A 17,697-nucleotide genomic window follows, 5' to 3' on the forward strand; every position below is an offset into this window, starting at 1 on the left:
GCGATGATCCAGCCCGACCAGGTGGATGAGCGCGGGCAGCAGTACCACCCGCAGCAGGAGCGCGTCGAGGATCACCCCCACGGACAGCCCGATGCCGAGCAGCTTCATCATCCGTACCTGCTGCGCCGTGAGCGCCATGAACACCGCGAGCATGATCATGCTGATCGTGATGACGACACCGCCGACGTCCGCGTGCCGGCTGCTGATCGCGGCCTGGGGATCCGGGGCGTCGGCGGAGCCGCGCAGCCGGCTCAGCAGCGTCAGATGCATGCCGATCGACAGGCCGTACACGATGATGAGGATGAGGCCGAGGATGAACGGCTCGATCGGGCCCGTGCGCACGCCGAGCCCGGAGGCCAGCCATCCGTTGCAGAAGACCGAGGTGATGACGCCCAGGGTCGCCGCGAGGGCGAGCATGCTGGCCGCGGTGATCGCCAGGCTGTGCCGCACCGAGCGCAGGCCGAGCAGGACCGCCACCCCGAGCACCCCCAGCTCCAGGATCAGGAAGGCGGGCAGGACCCGGGCGAAGCGGTCCGACATGTCCTCGAAGATCGCCGTCTGGCCGCCGACGTAGACCTCCAGGGAGGTGCCCGCGATCGCCGCCGGCACCGTGGTGTCGCGCAGCCGGTGCACGAGGTCGCTGGCCGCCGCCGACCGGGGCGGGTCGTTCGGCAGCACCTGGATCAGGGCGCTCGCCGCCGGGGCGTTCTGCAGGACGAGGAAGGCCCGGTGCACGCCGCGGGTGCCCTCGAGGGCCGTCAGCAGGTGCGCCACGGCGGTGGGCTGATCGGCGGGCACGCCCGTGGCGACGACGATCATCTGCCCGTTGAGCCCGGGGAAGTACTCCTGGCTGATCAGGTCGAAGGCGCGCCGGCTCGTCGTCGACGTCGGGTCGACGCCGTTGTCGGAGCCGCCGAGGCGCAGGCCGACGACCGGCAGTGCCAGAATGGTGAGCAGCGCGACCGCGACGCCGGCCAGCGCCTGGGGATGGCGCCCGACGATCCCCGCCCACCACGACCGCAGTCCCGGCCGCACCGGCAGGCCGGTTCCGGTGGCGAGCAGGTGGTTGCGTTCGGCCCAGACCAGCAGGCCACGCCCGGAGATCGCCAGCATCGCGGGGAGCAGCGTGGCGACGGCGAGGATGCTCACGGCGGCGGCGGTGAACCCGGCCAGGGCGAGGCCGTCGAACACTCTCAACCGCAGCGCGCTGGTGCCGAGCATGACCACGGCGAGCCCGAGGCTGCCCGCCAGCGTCGCGCGGCCGGGGTGGCGCATCGCCTCGCGCACCGCGTCCGCGGGCCTGCGTCCCTGCCGCAGGCCGCTCTGCGCGCGGTTGACGATGACGAGGGCGGAGCCGAGGCTCAGGCCGAAGGCGAGCACCAACGTCAGCAACAGTGCGAGCTGCATGACGTTCGCCCGCTGGGAGAGCAGGGTAACTCCGGCGAGGGCCCCCGCGGTCGTCGCCCCCGCGGCGCCGGCGCAGACGATGACGGCCGCCGGCGACCGCACCGTCAGGCAGAGGATGAGCAGCGCCACGCCGATGCCGATGGCGATCGGCCAGGGTGAGATCGTCCCCTGCACGACCACCGTGGTGGCGGGCCCGGTGATCTCGACCTGGAGATCGGGCCCGTCGTAGTCGCGGGCGGTGGCGATCAGCCTGCGCATCACGGGGAGGTCGGGAGAGGCCGGGGCGCCCTTCATGAGCACGGAGACGATCGCGGTGTGTCCGTCCGCGCTCAGGGGGCTGCCGCCGAGCGGCACGGCGCCGATCGGACTGTAGGGGTCGAACACGCCGCTGACGCCGGGAAGCTTGCCGAGCTGCGCGAGCATCGTGGCGACCCGCGCCCGCACCTCGGGTGCCTGCACGTCACCAGCCCGGGCCCGCACGACGATCATCTCCAGGTCCGGCAGCTTCTTGTCCGGCATGATGTCGGCCACCAGGTCCATCGCCTGCTGCGATTCGGCGCCGGTAACACCGAGATCCTGGCTGAACCGGGCGCCCTTCTCCTGGGAGATGTTCGTCGCGGCGATCAGCCCTATCAGCCACACCGCGACGACCAGCCATCGGTACCGCTGGCACCAGCGGACCAGTAGCGTCACGGCACACTCCTCGGCAGGGGCCGCTATATGGCCCTTTTAGGTTGATTGTCGGTTTCGTATGCTGGGCCAATCTGGCCCAAAGACATGCACGGCGTCAACGTGCGGCGGACCCACAACGGCGAGATTTGGCACTCCGGTGGGGTGCCGGCTACGTGTCCGCGGGATCACAGCATGTCCGGGTGAACCGCCCGCGCCCAGTCACACGACAGCCACACCCAGAACACCCGGTCGCACGACACCGCCACGGGTGACCGCCGGGGTTCGGGGCGTGACCGCTGGAGGTCATGTGCAGTCTGGACGCCGTGGACCGTCATTGGGCTCCCGCACTTCGGCACCCCAACCAGGAACCACGATCGCGATCCGCCGGAAGCCGGGCCGACGGCGGCGGGTCCCACCGTCCGACAATCCGTTACCGTGCCGGGCGACCTTCTCCCGTTAATAGTAGGTTGCGTACAGAGCACATTGACGGAAAGCTGTCTCGACATCGCTTGCCCGCCCGTTCTCGCAACACTCTTGTGAATTTCGGTCCAGACCCGAAACCCGCCACCCGGGCCGGCGCTCTTGTTCGTCAGATGTGTGCCTGCGACGCGTTCGGTCCGGTAGTAGCTGGTCAGCGGGTGCGTGGGACTACCTTTTTCGCGGATCAGGCGTGCACGTTGTGTACACGTCGGCACCCTGGTCCACGAGGAGCGCTGCCGCGACGTCGTGTGCGGCGGGAACCCGGTGAACCGTCTGCGTCTGGTCGTAGCGGTCGATCCCGAGTCGGCGAAGGGTGGCCGGGACCGCGCCTCGCCTCGGGCGGCGGCAGCCTTCCCCACGCCCGCGGCTGGCCGCGCCCCTCGCGCATCAACCATCCCCGGGCCCAGGAGGTCCTCACGCCTGCGGGCAACCATCGGCAGCCGAGCCGGGCCTGCCCGCCCCACCGGCCGATCGTTGGATTCTCCAACCCACCGCGACTAGGCTCCGCTCCGACGAGGTCAGTTGTATTTTCAAACTTAGTGCGAGGGAACAGAGAGCATGGACGACAGCGCCGATGCAGCGCGCCGATCCGGGCAACCACCGACGATCTCCCCCGTCGGGGAGCGTCCATCCGCCCGCGGGCCCGCCACCATCAGCACGACAGCGGGCACGACCACGACGAGCGGCACCGCGACGAGCGGCACCGCGACGGTCAGGAAGGCGGGCAGCGGCGCGCCGGCTGGGCGGTTCGGGCGGGTGTTCGCGGTGGTGGCGGCCGGGGTCGCCATGTCGAACCTTGACCTGTTCATCGTCAACGTCGCCCTGCCGGACATGGGCCGGCACTTCGACGGGTCGTCGCTGTCGTCGCTGTCGTGGGTGCTCAACGGGTACGCGGTCGTCTTCGCCGCGCTGCTCGTGCCGGCCGGGAACCTCGCCGACCGGACCAGCCCGCGCCGTGCCTACCTCGTCGGCACCGGGATCTTCGCGCTGGCCTCCGCGCTGTGCGCCGTCGCCCCCACCGTGTGGTTCGTCGTCGCCGCCCGGGTGCTGCAGGCGGCGGGCGCCGCCGTGATGACCCCCGCATCCCTCGGCCTGCTGCTCGCGGCGGCGCCGCCCGCGCGACGCGGGGCGGCGGTGCGGGCCTGGACGGCGGTGAGCGGGCTGGCGGCCGCGCTCGGCCCCGTCGTGGGCGGATTGCTGACCGAGCTCGACTGGCGGTGGGTGTTCCTGATCAACCTGCCGGTCGCGCTCGCCGTACTCGTCACCGGACCGCGGGTACTGCCCCACCCGCCGCAACGCCCCGGCGCGGTACGGACCGATCTGGCGAGTGCGGTCCTGTTGACGGTCGGGATCGCGGCGCTGGCGCTGGGCCTGGTACGCGGGCCGGACTGGGGCTGGGGCTCGGCGGGCGTCGTCGGGGCGCTGTGCGCCGGCGTGCTGCTGCTCGCCGCGTTCGTCTACCGCTCGGCGCATCATCCCGCACCGGTCCTGCCGCTGCCGCTGCTGCGCGTGCGGACCTTCAGCACCGCCTCGGTGGCCGCCTTCGTGTTCAGCGTCGCGTTCGCGGCCATGCTGCTGTCGGCGGTCCTGTGGTGCCAGAACGTCTGGCACTGGTCGGCGCTGCGGACCGGGCTCGCCATCGCTCCCGGCCCGCTGATGGTGCCGGGTCTGGCCATCGCCGCCGGGCCGCTGGTGGCCCGCCTCGGGGCGGGGCGGGTGGCCGCCGCCGGCTGCGGCGTGTTCGCGGGCGGGATCACCTGGTGGATCCTGCGGTTGGACCCGCAGCCGGACTACGTCGGTGCCATGCTGCCCGGGATGTTGCTCACCGGCGTCGGTGTCGGGCTGATTCTGCCGACGCTGATCAGCGCGGCCGTCACCGCACTGCCGGCGGCAAGCTTCTCCACCGGTTCCGCGGTGGTGACCATGGCCCGCCAGATCGGCACCGTGATCGGGACCGCCCTGCTCGTCGCGGCGCTCGGCGGGGCGACGGCCGGCGACCTCGGCTCGCTCACCGACGCCTACGACCTGGGTTGGATCATCACCGACACGGCGATCGTCCTCGCCGGGCTGACCTGCCTGGCGATCCCGCGTCCGCGGCCGGCGTCAGCGCCGTAGGAGGAACCACACGGTCTTGCCGTCGCCGGGGACCGGCGCCGCGCCCCAGTCCTGCGCGAGGGCGTCGACGAGGTGCAGGCCGCGGCCGCCGAGCGCGTCGGCGTCGGCGGGGCGCGCCCGCGGCGGATGGCGGTCCGGGTCCCCCACGCCCACCCACACCATGGTCTCCGTGGTCCGGATCTCCAGCACCGGCTCGCCGTGGCCGTGCAGCACGGCGTTGGTGACCAGCTCGCTGGCGAGCAGCAGGACGGTCTCGGTCACCTCGGCCTGGACTCCCCTGCCGGCCAGGTCCGCCGCCAGTCTCCGACGGGCCTGACCGGGAGCGGCCGGACCCGCCGGCAGGACGAACCGGTCAAGAAAGGTTCCAACTGGTGGCTCCGACCCGACCGACATGACATCCCCATATCCGGGGCAATCCAGGGCTAAACCGTCGCCGTGCTGGTCATCGGGCTGCCTGTGCGAGGACGTCGTCCCAGTCGGCCGGGAATCGCCCGAGCCCGAGCCCGTGCCGGGCCAGGACCACGTGGCGGGCCCTCTTCCCGTAGGCGTGCGCCAGCTCCGGAGATGCGGGCGAGTTCGCCGGTACACCGGAATACCGGTGGCCGGGATCGACGATGCCGTGCGCGACGACCCGGGTGGGGTCGGTTCACCGGGCCGAACACCACCTGCGTCGCCCACATCGGACGACGGCCGGACCGGGGGCCGTCGTATCCGGTGGAACTCGTCTACCTGGTGGCCCAGAACCAGCAGGACGTTCTGACCGGCGATGCTGGTGTGATGTCCGCCCACCCACCGATCGAGTTCGTCCTGCACGACACCCGAGGCCCCCTCCGTTCGGTCTGCGCCATCCAGAACATGTCTACCGGACGACAGACGGGTTCGCCGGTGAGCAATGTGGCGGTGGCTCGGATCGTGAACCCGCCGGGCCCCGAATTGGCCGCCTGCCAGGGCCGTCTGCCGGACGGTCGCAGGACAAGAAGCACGGCCATCCCGATTTACCACCGAGTGTTCGGCCTGGTCGCACTGCTGTGCATCAATGTGGACACCGAGAAGTTCGCACCCGATGCGCGCGGCCTCGTAAATCTGCTGCGGGCTCTCGCCCACCTTCCTGGCGAGGTGGTGGACGAGACCTTCTACAGCTGACTCCACCAGGTACCTTCACCGGCTTCCGAAACGTCGACGTCACATTCCACAGTATTCCGCGGACGAGGTTTTGACGGCCGGGCGGCGGGTCAGGATGGCTTCATGACCACAGCAATCGAAGCGCAGAAGTTCCTCAAGGGCGTCGACTACCCGGCCGATCGTTCGGCGATCGTGAAGAAGGCAAAGGAGAACGGCGCGGACGAATCCCTCATCCGCACTCTGGAGAACATTCCGGAGCGGCAGTACAGCAGCCCGAACGCAATCTCCAAGGAACTGTCCGGGAAGTCCTGACCAGTCACGGTTGACCGATCGCGGCATTCCTGCGGTCGGACCGGTGGCACTCGCCTCCCGGCCCGATCGCAGGCTCCCGCCGGCACTCCGGCCGCCGACGATGCCCTGGTCGCCGACAGTGCCCTGGTCGCCGACGGTGCCGGTCATCCGGCGTCACCGGTTGGCCGGCACCGAGCCGACCTGGCCGAGCACGGACTCGTTGTCCCCCTCTCGGGCCAGGTCGCCCAGGCTGACGACGCCGACGACACGGTCCTCGTCCACCACCGGTAGCCGCCGCACTGCGCTGTTCCGGCACTCAACCCGACCGGGCGGGCGGATTTCCGGCACATCCAGGAGTCTGCGCGGTACGCATCCGTGGATGCCTGCCACGACTACGAAGCGGTGGGACGGCGAGACCGCGAGACGATTCAGATCGTGCGCATAAGCGCATCGGCCAGGAGGAATCCCGCGACAAGCAGGACGGCCATCGCGACCGCGATCAACGTAATGACCATCGGGGTTCGGTTGGGTTTGCGGGGTTCGGCGTTGGGCTGGTCATCGCCGCTGACCGCCCCGCCGGTGGAGTCCTCACCGGGTGGAGTCTCCCCCGGCGGCACGCCACCGCCGGGTTCGAGGCCGGCGGTGTGGCCCGGGTCTGGGTCGACGGGTGAACCGGCCGCACGGGATCGCGCACCGGCCTGGGCGTGAGCGTGGGCGTGGGCGGGTCGCGCTAGACCCGAGCGGACCAGCGGATTCCTGTCAGATGCCATGACCTCGGCGTGCCCGGCTCAGGCCGGCCAACCCACCCGGCCGGCACCGCAGCCTTCTCGAGCACCCCAGCCTTCTCGAGCACCCCAGCCTTCTCGAGCCCTGCAGGCAGCCAGCGGCGCGGCTACTGCCGGGCTCGGACAGCGAGCGGCTCGGACACCGCACCGGGTTCCGTGGCCGCCAGGGCGGCCGATTCCGTCGCCGGCTCGGCGGCCGACCGCGGCGCGGGCTGCGGGTGGCCGGGGAGGAACAGGCCGGCGGTCAGGATGATCGCGATGGTGGCCAACGCGAACCAGTAGACCCCGTGGAACCCGGCCACGCCGGTGCCGTCGCCCACGGTGGCCAGGATGAGAGTGACGACGGCGATCCCGATCGCGGCGCCGAACTGGTTGAGGATGTAGAGCACCGAGCTGCCCTGCGGCACCGACGCCGGCGGCAGCGTCCGGTACAGCGAGCCCATCGTCGGGGCGCCGACGAAGCTCAGCCCCAGGCCGACGACGAACGCGGCGAGCCCCGGCCAGACCTCGGCGGTGTGCGCCCCCACCCGGGTGAACGCGAACTCGCCGACGGCGGCGACGAGCGCCCCGGCGCGGACCAGCCGCCGGGCGCCGAGCCGGTCGGACAGCCGGCCCGCCAGCGGCATGCCGACGATGGCGGCGACGGCGAACGGCGCGACGAGCAGCCCGGAGGCGAGCGGGCCGCGCCCGTGCTGCTGCTGGTAGTACAGCGGAAGCACGAACAGGTTCGCGAACATCGCCAGGCCGACCAGCATCATGATCGTGACGCTGGCCGAGAAGCCGCCGCTGGTGAACAGCCGCAGGTCGATCAGCGGCGGCGTGCGCCGCACGGCCGCCGGGCGCAGGGCGTGCACGGCGTAGCCGGCGAGCAGAGCGACGGCGGCGGCCAGCGGGAGCAGCACCTGCCAGGCGGCGACGGTGGTGCGGTCCGCGGCCTGGGACAGGGCCAGAACCGCCGTGGCGAATCCGGGTCCGAGCAGCGCCACCCCGACGATGTCGAGCCGGGTTCGCGGCGCCTCGCCGGTCGGCGTGTCTCGCGGGATGACACGCAGCGCGCCGACCAGCGCGACCGCCCCGATCGGCAGGTTGATCAGGAACATCCACCGCCAGGACAGGTGTGTCAGCACGGCGCCGCCGACGATGAGGCCGAGGACCGGGCCGGCGGAGAGGACCATGCCCATCAGCCCCATCACCCGGCCCGCCCGACGCGGGCCGGCGGCACGGGCCAGCAGGGTGAGCACAAGCGGGTCGAGCAGGCCCGCGGCCAGCCCCTGCAGAACCCGGAAGACGATCAGGGTACTGACGTTCCAGGCCAGCCCGGAGGCGAGCGAGGCGGCCAGGAAGGCGCCGAGGCCCGCCAGCCACAGCCGGCGGGCGCCGAACCGGTCGACGGCCCACGTGGTGACCGGGATGGCGACGGTCAGCGCCAGCAGGTAGCCGGTGGAGACCCAGCCGATCGTGCTCAGCGCCGCGTCGAATCGTGCGGCCAGGGTGTCGACCCCGACGGCCACCATCGAGCCGTCGAGGATCCCCATGATCCCGCCGAGGAGGACGACTCCGATCAGCCGCCGTAGCGCGGGATCGAACCGGCCCTCGTCCAGCACTTGAGCCATCTGCTTCACCTTTCCAGTCCCTTTTTATGCACCAGTCGGTGCACCATAACAGCCCGTCACGTTCCCTGAAACGGCCCGGTTCACTGCAATGCACCAATGGGTGCAGATTGAGAGGACGATGCGATACGGTGATCCGATGAGTGGGAGGACGCCGGCCTTGGCCGCCGGAGCGGACGTCGCGGCCGCGGGTTCGCCCACCCGGCCGAGTGCGCGCGGTCGCATCGACAAGCGCCAGGCGATCCTCGCCACCGCGTTCGTGGTGTTCGCCCGCGAGGGATACGCGCAGGCCACGCTGGACGTGATCGCCGCCGAGGCGCGCGTCGCCAAGCACACGATCTACAACCATTTCGGGGACAAACAGACCCTGCTGCGCGCGGCGATCGCCGCCGAGGCGGACCGGGCGAAGGCGAAGAACCTCGCGGCCGTCGACCGCCTACGCGACCACGCCGGTGACCTGCGCGCGGCGCTGGAGGACGTGGGCCGGCGGCTGGTCGAGTGCTTCTGCGACGAGCGGGCCTGGGCGCTGCGGCGCCTGCTCTACGCGGAGATCGCCCAGTTCCCGGACCTGCTCGACATCATCTCCGGCCGGGCATCGGACCCGATCACCGAGGCGCTCGCCGACCGCCTGGCCCGCTTCGCCCTGGCCGGCCACCTGCACATGGGCGACCCAGCCGCCGCCGCCGAGCAGCTCGCCGCCCTGCTCACCGGCTCACTGGAGGCCCGCTGCCGGTACGGCACGCGGGTCGTCCCCGCCGCCGAGCAGCACGCCGTAGCCCGCGCCGCGGTCGACACCTTCCTGCACGCCTTCGGCACCGACCCCGACCCCGCCGGGGCGCTCTCGCCCTCGACCGCGAACGCGCCGGCCTGACACCGCCGGCCGTCGGCGACGCGCCCCCGCTCGCACACCGGACACCGGACACCGGACACCGGACACCTGCGACGCGGTGTCACCAGGGTCCGACAGGATGAGTCGGGGCGGACCAGGGAGGGAGACCCGACGACGCGATGTTGACGATCGGGATGCTGGGCGGGATGAGCTGGGAGAGCAGCGCCGAGTACTACCGGCTCGCCAACGAGCTGGTCCGGGCGCGGCTCGGCGATCTGCACTCGGCCCGGTGTGTGCTGTTCTCCGTCGACTTCGCCGACATCGAGGCCATGCAGGCCGCCGGCCGGTGGGACGAGGCCGGCGTCGTCCTCGCCGCCGCCGCGCGGTCGCTGGTCGCGGCCGGCGCCGACCTGGTGCTGCTGTGCACCAACACGATGCACAAGGTCGCCGACCAGGTCCAGGCGGCGATCGACGTCCCGTTACTGCACCTCGCGGATGCCACGGCGGCTGCGGTGACCACCACGGGGCTGCGCACCGTGGGCCTGCTGGGCACGGCGTTCACGATGGAACAGGCCTTCTACCGCGATCGACTCACCGGCGCAGGGCTGCGCGTCCTCGTACCGCCCGCCGCCGACCGCGCGCTCGTGCACCGCGTCATCTACGACGAGTTGTGCCGTGGCGTCGTGCGGGAGCAGTCGCGCCAGCAGTACGTGGCGGTCATCGAACGGCTGGCAGTCGCGGGTGCCGAGGGCGTCATTCTCGGCTGCACCGAGATCGAGCTGCTGGTCCGCCGGCAGGACAGCCCGGTGCCGGTCTTCCCGACGACCCGGCTGCACGTCGAGGCCGCCGTCGATCTGGCCCTCGCCGCGGGAGCGACGACGGCCGGGCGCGGATGACCGGGGCGGGCGGCCCGGGCGGTCCCGAGGAGGTGGCGAGCCTGTCGCTGGCTGCCTCGGTCACCGCCACGACGGCTGCGCTGCGCGCGCCGGATCAGGCGCTCGGCGCGCGGCTGGCTGCGGACGGCTCGATCCGCCGCCGCGCCGAGGACCGTTGCGAGGGCCCTGAGCGCCGCGCCGCCCGCGCCAGCACCAGCCGGTGGACGGCCGCGAGCCAACACGCGCCGAGAAAGGCACCGCCGAGCACGTCGCTGGGATGGTGCATGCCACGGTAGGTCCGGCAGAACCCGACGAGCACCGGCACGGCGACCGCGGCGACCACCGACGCGACCAGCACCGCCCTGACCCACCAAGGCCGGGTCGACGCCGGGTGCCCCCCGTGCCCGCCATGCCCGCCGCCGCCCACGCCGCCTCGGCCAACACCGCCTCGGCCAACACCGCCCGAGCCGGCCGATCGGCCGAGCCGGCCGTCCGCGGCGAGCCGGCGCAGCACGAGGGCCAGGCCGCCGTACAGGCAGACCGCGGCGGCGGTGTGCCCGGACGGGAAGCTGGCCAGCGGATCCCCCCGGTCGAGCCGGGGCACCGCGGGGCGCGGCCGGTCCACGAGGGCGTTGGACGCCTCGTAGACGGCCGTCTCCCCCGCGGTCAGCAGGATGATCCCCGCCGGCAGCCACCAGCGCCGCGTCCACCACCCGACGACCGCCGCCAGCACCGCCGTCGCGGCGATGACCGTCCAGGTGTCGGCGAGGTAGGTCGCCGCGGCGGTGAGGTGGACCAGCCCAGCGGTGCGATGCCCGGCGAACCAGCGCTCGGCATCGGTGTCCCAGCCGCGCACCTGCCCGGGTCCATGAACGATGAGGGTGCCGGTGCCGGCGAGGATGAGCACGAGCAGCCCCGCCGCCGCCACGAGACGGCCGCCCAGGCCGAGGAAAGATCGCACGGATCGGTTCCTCTCCACGACGAACCCACCGGACACCTGCCACCCGGTGCGATCCGGGTTCGACCCGATGGCGCGGCAACCGGCGACCAGGCGCCGGACCCGGTCAGACGCCGAGACCGTTGCGCTGCGCGCGGTGGATCAGCCGTTCGGCACGCGGTTGGCTGCGGACGGCTCGATCCGCCGCGGCGCCGAGGACCGTCGCGAGCGCCGTGAGCTCCGTGGCATCGGCGCCGTCGACGCGGGCGGCGAGGCCCGCGAGACCGCCCGGGTCGGCGGGGTCGGCGGGGAGCCGGGTGGCGACGTCCGCGGCCAGGTGGATGGTCCGCCACGGCTCGAGGGCGAGCTGGCGGCGCAGGTGGTCGAGGATGGCGGCGGTGGTGCGGTCCGTCTCGCCGAGGCGGGCGGCGAGCTGGTCGACGAGCCTGACCTCCGCCGGGTCCGCCGGGTCCGCCGGGTCCGCCGGGTCCGCCGGGTCCGCCGGGTCCGCGAGCAGGCGCAGCGCGCCGCCGCGCAGCCGGACGAGCGCGGATCCCAGCAGGGCGTCGTAGGCGAGCGCGGCGACGAGCGGGCCGAGCACGTCCGCCCCGGGCCGCGCGGCGGTGATCCCGGCCCACAGGCTGATCACCGACTTGGCCATCACGAACGCGGCGTGCCAGTCGAGCCGGCCCGGATCCACCACGACGTCGGCGGCGGCCTCGTACTCGGCGACGCGGATGGTGAAATCGCCGAAGTCGGTGTGCGCGCCGCGCATCCAGATCCAGGCGAGGTCCTCGTGCGGGTCGCCGGCGTGGAACAGCTCCCAGTCCAGCAGGGCGACCACCCGCCCCTCGTGGATCATGAGGTTGCCGGGGCCGGCGTCGCCGTGCACCGGCCCTGCGGGCGCCGGGTCGTCCGGTAGGCCGTCGGCGAGGATCCGCAGCGCCAGCCGGATCAGGGGCCGGTTCAGGGTGCCCGTCGTGGCGGCTCGTTCGCGCCACCAGTCGAGATCGGATCGTAGCGCCGCGGTGATCGACGACGCCGCCACGCCGAGGTCGACGGGATCGAGCCGGTGCAGCCGGGCGAGCAACGCCATGTACTCCGGCGCGGCCTGCTCGACGGCCGCCGGGTCTGGTCTGCTGGTGCCGGGGACGAGCTCCAGCAGGGTGCCGGCGGGGTCCGACAGGGTCGCGAGCACGGCGGGCACGGGCAGTCCGCACGCGCGGACGCGCCGGAGCACCTCGGCCTCGCGGGCCAGGGTCATCTCGCTGCCGTCCATCACCCCGCCGGTGGCCGGGTCGGCGCGCAGGAAGGCGATGCCCGCGCCGGCGGGAGTCTCGACGCGGTAGGCCTCGCGGGAGGCGCCCGCGGGCACGGGCACCAGCCGGACCGCGTCGACGCCAAGGGCGGCGGCGATCTCGTCGGTCCGATGGGCCCAGCTCGAGCTTGGGGTCACGGCGGTCCTCTCATGCTCGGCGACGAGCCCGATACTAGCTAAAATTGACAGGCACTCAGTTTTTGGAGACGCCCAGTTTTTGAAGGCACCCAGTTTTGAAGGCACTCAGTTTTTGAAGGCGACATGTCAGCGGCGAGATGTTGGAGGCGAGATGACCACAGCCGAGCCGACCGGCCTGAGCGACGTGGCCCGGCTGTCCCGGCAGCCGGCGGGCGGGGCCGGGCCCGGGCCGAAGGGGCGGCGCACCCGCCAGCGGCTGCTCGACGAGGTGGAGCGGCGCTGCCTGGCCGCGCCGTACCTGACCGTCGCCGTCGCCGACGTCGCCCGCGCGGTGAACACCTCGCCGGGGACCTTCTACCACTACTTCCCCGACCTCCCCAGCGCCGTCGCCGAGGTCGCCGAGCGGCACATGGAGCAGTTCGAGCAGGTGACCGCGCTGGCCGCGGCGCTGGTGCGCCAGGATGGCGCGCCCGATCCGTGCGAGCGGTTCGTCCGGGCGTTCTACGACTTCTGGGGCGAGCGGCGCGGCCTGCTCGAGACAATCGTGCTCGCCTCCCGTGACGAGGACCCACGGGTGTTCCGGGTGCTGCTCGGTGCCATGAAGAGGCTCACCCACGTGTTGTCGGTCGCCGTCGTCGACGGCCATCCCGTGGGCCTCGCCGGATCGCTGGTGATGATGCTGGCGATGTCGGCGGCCCGCCGCGAGGGGTTCGCCCGCGACGGGGCGCCGCTCGACGAACTCATCCGGTCGCAGGCCCAGATCATCCACCTCGGCATGGCAGGCGCTCGAAGCACTAATTGACGCAGCATCAGTTTCATGGAAGCGTGCTCGCGGCACGGATCGGAGCCGGCGAGGGGGCCATGGACGAGTGCGATGACGTTGACGGTTCCGGCGGCGCTGAGGGTTCCGGCGGCGCTGAGGGCTGGGGCCTGACGGAGGCGGACGACCGGCTGCACCCGTTCCCGGCCGACGAGCCACTGTGGACGGAGACCGTCTGGTTCAGCTGGATGGTGCCCGAACGTCGCCTGCTGGGCTACGTGTACCCGGTGTTCCGGCCCAACCTCGGCGTCCAGTTCGGCGGGGTGACCGTCTACGACGCCAGCGCCCACCTGCCCTGGGAGCTTCCGGTCCGCCACTGGCAGCAGCACATCCCGCTGCCGGAACCGCCGGACCTGCGCGACGCCCGCCTCGCCGACGGCATCACCCTGCGCGCCGTCCGCCCCGGCCACACGTACGAGATCGGCTACACCAGCGACGAGCTCACCCTTGACCTGCGCTACGAGGCCCTGATGCGGCCGCTGGTCTCCGGCGGCGAGTCCGACCTGTTCGCCCAGGGTGGTCATCTCGACCAGCCGGGGCGGGTCACCGGGACCATGGTGCTGCATGGCGAGCCGATCGCCGTCGACTGCTTCGCGATCCGCGACCGGGCGTGGGGCCCGCGGCGCGACCAGCGGCAGCGGCGCGTCGGCTACGCCTACGGCACGGCGTCGGCGGCCGAGGCGTTCCTCGCCATCAGCGGTCAGGACCGGCAGGGCACGGACCGGATATGGACGGGATACCTCATGCGGGACGGCGTGTGGTCCCCGCTGGTCGCCGGCGAGCGGCGGGTGGACCGCGACGGCGAGCGCAGGCCTGCGACCGTGCGGATCACGGGCCGTGACGAGCTGGGCCGGGCGCTGTCCGCGACGGGCACGGTGGTCAGCCGGATGGTCTTCACCCCGTACCCGAGCATGTTCGCGTGGTGCAGCATGACCCGTTGGGACCTCGACGGCACGCCGTGCTGGGGTGAGGACCAGGATGTGTGGAGCCCCCGCCGCTGGCGCCGCGACATGGTCGACGCCCCTGCGGTCAGGCCCGCCGAGTCTGGGTGAGCAGCCGCACCCATGGCCGCCCGGCCGAAAACCTGTTGCGGTGCCGGCCCCGTCACCCCTAGAAATCCGAAGCATGCATGAGCAGCATGTGACCGAGCAGCGCCTACCCGGTGGCCGACACGTCGGAGGCGTCCGCATCGGCGACACCGTGCACCGCCCCGCCAACCCCTGGACTCCGGCGGTGCACGGGCTGCTGCGCCATCTCGACGCGGTCGGGTTCGCCGCCGCGCCGCGGGTGCTCGGCTTCGACGGGAAGGGCCGCGAGGTGCTGACCTGGCTGGCCGGAGACACGATCGGCGAGCGGCGGCCGTGGCCGGCGTGGGCGTTCTCCGACGAGGCGCTGGCGCAGGTCGGGGCGTGGCTGCGCCGGCTGCACGACGTCACCGCCGGCTACGTGCCGCCGGCCGGCGCCATCTGGCTGTCCGGACGGCCGTGGCAGCCGGGTCTGGTCGTCGGCCACCACGACGCCTCGCCGTTCAACGCGGTGTGGGACGCCGGCGCCGGCGAACTCGTCGGGTTCGTCGACTGGGACACCGCCGGACCGTCGTCCCGCGAGCTCGACCTCGCCTTCACCGCGCTGACCTGGGTGCCGCTGCACGCCCGCGCCGTCGTCGAGGCGCAGGGCTTCACCGCGTTCGACGACCGGCCTCGACGGCTGCGCCTGCTGCTGGACGCCTACGGCTACGACGGCGACCGCGCCGCCTTCGGCCCGGCCGTCGCCGCCCGGGCCCGGCTCAACGCCGCGATCATCGACCGGCTGAGCATCGACGCGCTGCGACCCATCGCCGCCGACTTCGAGCAGGCCGCCCGCGAGCTCGACGCCCTGCCAGCCGCCTTCTGGGCCTGACAGCCGCGCGACACCGGACCCTGGGCCTGTCTACAGGCTACGCACAGCCACCTCACAGCCTCAACTCTCACCCTCCTAACCATGCGCTCCGCAACGGGGGGCCGACGGGTGAGAAAGGGCTGCGATGGCGACACGCGAGCAGGGGATCCGACGGATAGGCCCCGTCACGACCGGGTTGGCCGCCGTGGCGGCCGCCGGTGTCATCGGATTCGGGGTCCTAGCCCACGAGCACACCGCGGATGACGACACCTCGGCCACCTCGGCCACCTCGGCCACAACCACGACCGGCACCGGCACGACCGGCACCTCGTCCAGCGGCACGACGACCGACTCCTCCGCGAGCACCAGCTCCTCGGACAGCACCAGCTCCTCGGACAGCACCAGCTCCTCGGACAGCACCGGCTCCTCGGACAGCACCAGCTCGTCGAGCAGCACCGATTCAGGCACCTCGTCGAGCGCGACGTCGCCTTCGAGCGCCAGCGGTCAGGCGCACGCCACGACTGGGGGTTCCTGACATGCCCCCGATGACGAGTACTCGACCCGCGAAACCGGCCACCGACGAGCCCGGCCCCACCACGACCTCCCCGGCCGGTGGGCCCGCCGACGCGCATCCCCCGACCGGGCGGGGCTCCGACACCGCAGGGCCCGGGGGGACGGCGTCGGCGACATGGCCGGTCTGGAGCACGACCGCGCAGGTGGTGGTGACCGACCCGAGCCGACTCGACGCAGCTCGGCAGCTCGTCGCCGGTCAGCTCGCGGCGGTCGACGAGGTCGCCAGCCGCTTCCGCGCCGACGCCGAAATCGTCCGGCTCGACGCGGCCGCCGGCACGTCCCAGCAGGTCAGCCCCCTGCTCGCCGAGCTGATCGAGGTGGCCCTGGCGGCCGCCCGGCGCAGCGGTGGGGACGTCGACCCGACCGTCGGCGGCGCACTGGCCGATCTGGGCTACGACCGTGACATCGCCCTGCTGCCGCCCGACGGACCGCCCGCGCGAGTGGTGCGCCGGGCGGCGCCGGGCTGGCAGCGCATCCGGCTCACCGGGCGGATGCTGACCCTGCCGGCCGATGTAGGGCTCGACCTCGGGGCGACGGCGAAGGCGCACACGGCCGATCGCTGCGCCGCGCTGGTCGCCGAACGGTTGGGCACCGGGGTCCTGGTCAGTCTGGGCGGGGACATCGCCACCGCCGGGCCGGCGCCCCAGGGCGGCTGGCGCGTTCGGGTGCTGGACCAACCGGGCGAGCCCGAGTGCACGATCGAACTACCGGCGGGGCTCGCGGTCGCGACGTCCAGCACCCTGGGGCGACGCTGGCGGCGCGGCAACCGGCTGCTGCACCACGTGCTCGACCCGCGCACCTGTCAGCCGGCCCCGGCGGTGTGGCGGACGGTCACCGTGGCGGCGGCGAGCTGCGTCGATGCGAACACGGCGAGCACGGCGTCGATCGTGCGCGGCCCGGCGGCCCCCGGCGCGCTGCGCCGCGAAGGACTGGCCGCGCGGCTGGTCGACGCGGACGGCGCGGTCGTCACCGTGGCCGGCTGGCCCTACCCGGACGCAGCCGCCCCCGCCCCCGGGAACACCGAATGAGCACCGACACGCTGTGGTACGTCGCCCGCGGCAGCGGCACCGTCGCGCTGCTGCTGCTCACGGTCACGGTCAGCCTCGGTGTGCTGGCCCGATCGGGCCGGGGCCTGGCGGGCCTGCCCGGCTTCGCGGTGGCCGCGGTGCACCGCAGCGCGTCCCTGCTTGCCGTCGGCTTCGTCGCCCTGCATGTCGTGACGCTGTCCCTCGACCCGTATGCGCAGCTCACCCTGCCCGACATCGTCATCCCCTTCGGGGCCGGGTACCGCCCGCTGTGGGCGGGCCTCGGCACGGTGGCGCTCGACCTGCTGGCGGCGATCGTGCTGACCAGCCTGCTGCGCCGCCATCTCGGCGCCCGGAGCTGGCGGGCGGTGCACTGGGCCGCCTATGCCGCCTGGCCGGTGGCGTTCGCGCACGCACTCGGCGCGGGCAGTGACACGAGCACCACGTGGCTGCGGGCGGTGGCTGTCACCTGCGCGCTCGCCGTCGCCGGCGCGGTGACCTGGCGGCTGTCGGTCGGCTTCACCGCGAGCCGCCAACCGGCGGGCTTAGCGTCGCCCCCGCCCCTGCCCGTCACGGTGAACGGCTCCCCCGTCCGGGCGATGCGCACCATCCCGACGGAGGACGGCCGTCCCGAACGGGCCACCCGGACTGCTGCCACGGTGACACCGCTCGCCCAGACCATCCCCGGTGCTGCGGGCCGCCCCGGTGCCGCGGGCCGCCCCAGCGCCCTCGCCCGCCCCGAGGCCGCCGCCGATCGATCGGACACACGATGACCGTCGAGCATGCTGACTCTCCGTCCACCGCGACCGCACCGGTCCCGCC

Annotated in this window: 19 protein-coding genes; 10 read left to right on the forward strand and 9 right to left on the reverse strand. The window is 73.0% G+C overall.

What is annotated here, in order from left to right; genetic code table 11:
* On the reverse strand, positions 1-2,100 hold a 2,100-nt coding region (locus NBZ83_RS18750), incomplete at its 3' end, for an MMPL family transporter (protein WP_261575501.1).
* A gap of 995 nt (positions 2,101-3,095) precedes the next feature.
* Positions 3,096-3,347 carry a hypothetical protein gene (locus NBZ83_RS18755; RefSeq protein ID WP_261575502.1) on the reverse strand — a complete coding sequence of 84 codons (252 nt, stop codon included), beginning with the start codon at positions 3,345-3,347 and terminating at the stop codon, positions 3,096-3,098.
* On the opposite strand from NBZ83_RS18755, the gene NBZ83_RS18760 reads away from it, so the two are divergent.
* Positions 3,346-4,674: an MFS transporter gene (locus NBZ83_RS18760; RefSeq protein WP_261575503.1), complete on the forward strand. Its 1,329-nt coding sequence runs from the start codon at positions 3,346-3,348 to the stop codon at positions 4,672-4,674. The genes NBZ83_RS18755 and NBZ83_RS18760 overlap by 2 nt on opposite strands.
* Here NBZ83_RS18760 and NBZ83_RS18765 read toward each other — a convergent pair.
* Positions 4,663-5,067, reverse strand: coding sequence for an ATP-binding protein (locus NBZ83_RS18765; protein ID WP_261575504.1), 405 nt, complete (start codon positions 5,065-5,067; stop codon positions 4,663-4,665). The genes NBZ83_RS18760 and NBZ83_RS18765 overlap by 12 nt on opposite strands.
* A gap of 321 nt (positions 5,068-5,388) precedes the next feature.
* Here NBZ83_RS18765 and NBZ83_RS18770 point away from each other — a divergent pair, with 321 nt between their 5' ends.
* Positions 5,389-5,817 carry a PAS domain-containing protein gene (locus NBZ83_RS18770; RefSeq protein WP_261575505.1) on the forward strand — a complete coding sequence of 143 codons (429 nt, stop codon included), beginning with the start codon at positions 5,389-5,391 and terminating at the stop codon, positions 5,815-5,817.
* A 102-nt stretch (positions 5,818-5,919) separates the two neighbouring features.
* On the forward strand, positions 5,920-6,108 hold the full coding sequence (locus NBZ83_RS18775) for a DUF2795 domain-containing protein (RefSeq protein WP_261569116.1): 189 nt from the start codon (positions 5,920-5,922) through the stop codon (positions 6,106-6,108).
* 153 nt (positions 6,109-6,261) lie between these two features.
* Here the strand turns inward: NBZ83_RS18775 and NBZ83_RS34360 are convergent, their stop codons facing one another.
* The 3 genes from NBZ83_RS34360 to NBZ83_RS18790 form a co-directional block, all read right to left on the reverse strand.
* Complete coding sequence (locus NBZ83_RS34360) at positions 6,262-6,477, reverse strand: CBS domain-containing protein (protein WP_308203366.1); 216 nt, start codon at positions 6,475-6,477, stop codon at positions 6,262-6,264.
* Between the two features lie 38 nt (positions 6,478-6,515).
* Positions 6,516-6,857, reverse strand: a complete 342-nt coding sequence (locus NBZ83_RS18785; protein WP_261569118.1) for a DUF6480 family protein — start codon at positions 6,855-6,857, stop codon at positions 6,516-6,518.
* A 122-nt stretch (positions 6,858-6,979) separates the two neighbouring features.
* Positions 6,980-8,485 (reverse strand): DHA2 family efflux MFS transporter permease subunit, encoded by a 1,506-nt coding sequence (locus tag NBZ83_RS18790; protein ID WP_261575506.1) that lies wholly within the window; start codon positions 8,483-8,485, stop codon positions 6,980-6,982.
* A gap of 136 nt (positions 8,486-8,621) precedes the next feature.
* Here NBZ83_RS18790 and NBZ83_RS18795 point away from each other — a divergent pair, with 136 nt between their 5' ends.
* Both NBZ83_RS18795 and NBZ83_RS18800 read left to right on the forward strand, forming a co-directional pair.
* The gene (locus tag NBZ83_RS18795) at positions 8,622-9,353 is read left to right on the forward strand and encodes a TetR/AcrR family transcriptional regulator (protein WP_261575507.1); all 732 of its coding nucleotides are present in this window, start codon (positions 8,622-8,624) and stop codon (positions 9,351-9,353) included.
* A gap of 137 nt (positions 9,354-9,490) precedes the next feature.
* Positions 9,491-10,207, forward strand: a complete 717-nt coding sequence (locus tag NBZ83_RS18800) for an aspartate/glutamate racemase family protein (protein WP_261575508.1) — start codon at positions 9,491-9,493, stop codon at positions 10,205-10,207.
* 94 nt (positions 10,208-10,301) lie between these two features.
* Here the strand turns inward: NBZ83_RS18800 and NBZ83_RS18805 are convergent, their stop codons facing one another.
* Positions 10,302-11,147: a phosphatase PAP2 family protein gene (locus NBZ83_RS18805; protein WP_261575509.1), complete on the reverse strand. Its 846-nt coding sequence runs from the start codon at positions 11,145-11,147 to the stop codon at positions 10,302-10,304.
* A gap of 103 nt (positions 11,148-11,250) precedes the next feature.
* Entirely contained in the window at positions 11,251-12,579 is a 1,329-nt protein-coding gene (locus NBZ83_RS18810) for a phosphotransferase family protein (RefSeq protein ID WP_261575510.1), read from the reverse strand.
* Positions 12,580-12,730: 151 nt separating this feature from the next.
* Between NBZ83_RS18810 and NBZ83_RS18815 the strand changes: the two genes are divergently transcribed.
* The 3 genes from NBZ83_RS18815 (at position 12,731) to NBZ83_RS18825 (ending at position 15,298) form a co-directional block, all read left to right on the forward strand.
* A complete protein-coding gene (locus tag NBZ83_RS18815) occupies positions 12,731-13,381 on the forward strand; it encodes a TetR/AcrR family transcriptional regulator (protein ID WP_261575511.1) in 651 nt (216 codons plus the stop codon).
* Between the two features lie 59 nt (positions 13,382-13,440).
* A complete protein-coding gene (locus tag NBZ83_RS18820) occupies positions 13,441-14,451 on the forward strand; it encodes a DUF7064 domain-containing protein (protein ID WP_261575512.1) in 1,011 nt (336 codons plus the stop codon).
* A 73-nt stretch (positions 14,452-14,524) separates the two neighbouring features.
* A complete protein-coding gene (locus tag NBZ83_RS18825; protein ID WP_261575513.1) occupies positions 14,525-15,298 on the forward strand; it encodes a phosphotransferase in 774 nt (257 codons plus the stop codon).
* Between the two features lie 75 nt (positions 15,299-15,373).
* On the opposite strand, the gene NBZ83_RS18830 is transcribed toward NBZ83_RS18825, so the two are convergent.
* A complete protein-coding gene (locus tag NBZ83_RS18830; RefSeq protein WP_261575514.1) occupies positions 15,374-15,733 on the reverse strand; it encodes a hypothetical protein in 360 nt (119 codons plus the stop codon).
* An 89-nt stretch (positions 15,734-15,822) separates the two neighbouring features.
* Here NBZ83_RS18830 and NBZ83_RS18835 point away from each other — a divergent pair, with 89 nt between their 5' ends.
* Positions 15,823-16,878 carry an FAD:protein FMN transferase gene (locus NBZ83_RS18835; RefSeq protein WP_261569128.1) on the forward strand — a complete coding sequence of 352 codons (1,056 nt, stop codon included), beginning with the start codon at positions 15,823-15,825 and terminating at the stop codon, positions 16,876-16,878.
* The gene (locus NBZ83_RS18840; protein ID WP_261575515.1) at positions 16,875-17,648 is read left to right on the forward strand and encodes a ferric reductase-like transmembrane domain-containing protein; all 774 of its coding nucleotides are present in this window, start codon (positions 16,875-16,877) and stop codon (positions 17,646-17,648) included. Before NBZ83_RS18835 ends, NBZ83_RS18840 begins: the two co-directional genes overlap by 4 nt.
* The last annotated feature ends 49 nt before the right edge of the window (positions 17,649-17,697 follow it).

The organism is Frankia gtarii (assembly GCF_025403375.1).
Classification (GTDB): domain Bacteria; phylum Actinomycetota; class Actinomycetes; order Frankiales; family Frankiaceae; genus Frankia; species Frankia gtarii.

Coding starts and splice junctions, on each gene's coding strand:
- NBZ83_RS18775 (WP_261569116.1), top strand. CDS start 5,920: ATGACCACAGCAATCGAAGCGCAGAAGTTCCTCAAGGGCGTCGACTAC.
- NBZ83_RS18790 (WP_261575506.1), bottom strand. CDS start 8,485: ATGGCTCAAGTGCTGGACGAGGGCCGGTTCGATCCCGCGCTACGGCGG.
- NBZ83_RS18800 (WP_261575508.1), top strand. CDS start 9,491: ATGTTGACGATCGGGATGCTGGGCGGGATGAGCTGGGAGAGCAGCGCC.
- NBZ83_RS18820 (WP_261575512.1), top strand. CDS start 13,441: ATGGACGAGTGCGATGACGTTGACGGTTCCGGCGGCGCTGAGGGTTCC.
- NBZ83_RS18835 (WP_261569128.1), top strand. CDS start 15,823: ATGACGAGTACTCGACCCGCGAAACCGGCCACCGACGAGCCCGGCCCC.
- NBZ83_RS18840 (WP_261575515.1), top strand. CDS start 16,875: ATGAGCACCGACACGCTGTGGTACGTCGCCCGCGGCAGCGGCACCGTC.
- NBZ83_RS18760 (WP_261575503.1), top strand. CDS start 3,346: ATGTCGAACCTTGACCTGTTCATCGTCAACGTCGCCCTGCCGGACATG.
- NBZ83_RS18825 (WP_261575513.1), top strand. CDS start 14,525: ATGCATGAGCAGCATGTGACCGAGCAGCGCCTACCCGGTGGCCGACAC.
- NBZ83_RS18755 (WP_261575502.1), bottom strand. CDS start 3,347: ATGGCGACCCCGGCCGCCACCACCGCGAACACCCGCCCGAACCGCCCA.
- NBZ83_RS18795 (WP_261575507.1), top strand. CDS start 8,622: ATGAGTGGGAGGACGCCGGCCTTGGCCGCCGGAGCGGACGTCGCGGCC.
- NBZ83_RS18815 (WP_261575511.1), top strand. CDS start 12,731: ATGACCACAGCCGAGCCGACCGGCCTGAGCGACGTGGCCCGGCTGTCC.
- NBZ83_RS18765 (WP_261575504.1), bottom strand. CDS start 5,067: ATGTCGGTCGGGTCGGAGCCACCAGTTGGAACCTTTCTTGACCGGTTC.
- NBZ83_RS18785 (WP_261569118.1), bottom strand. CDS start 6,857: ATGGCATCTGACAGGAATCCGCTGGTCCGCTCGGGTCTAGCGCGACCC.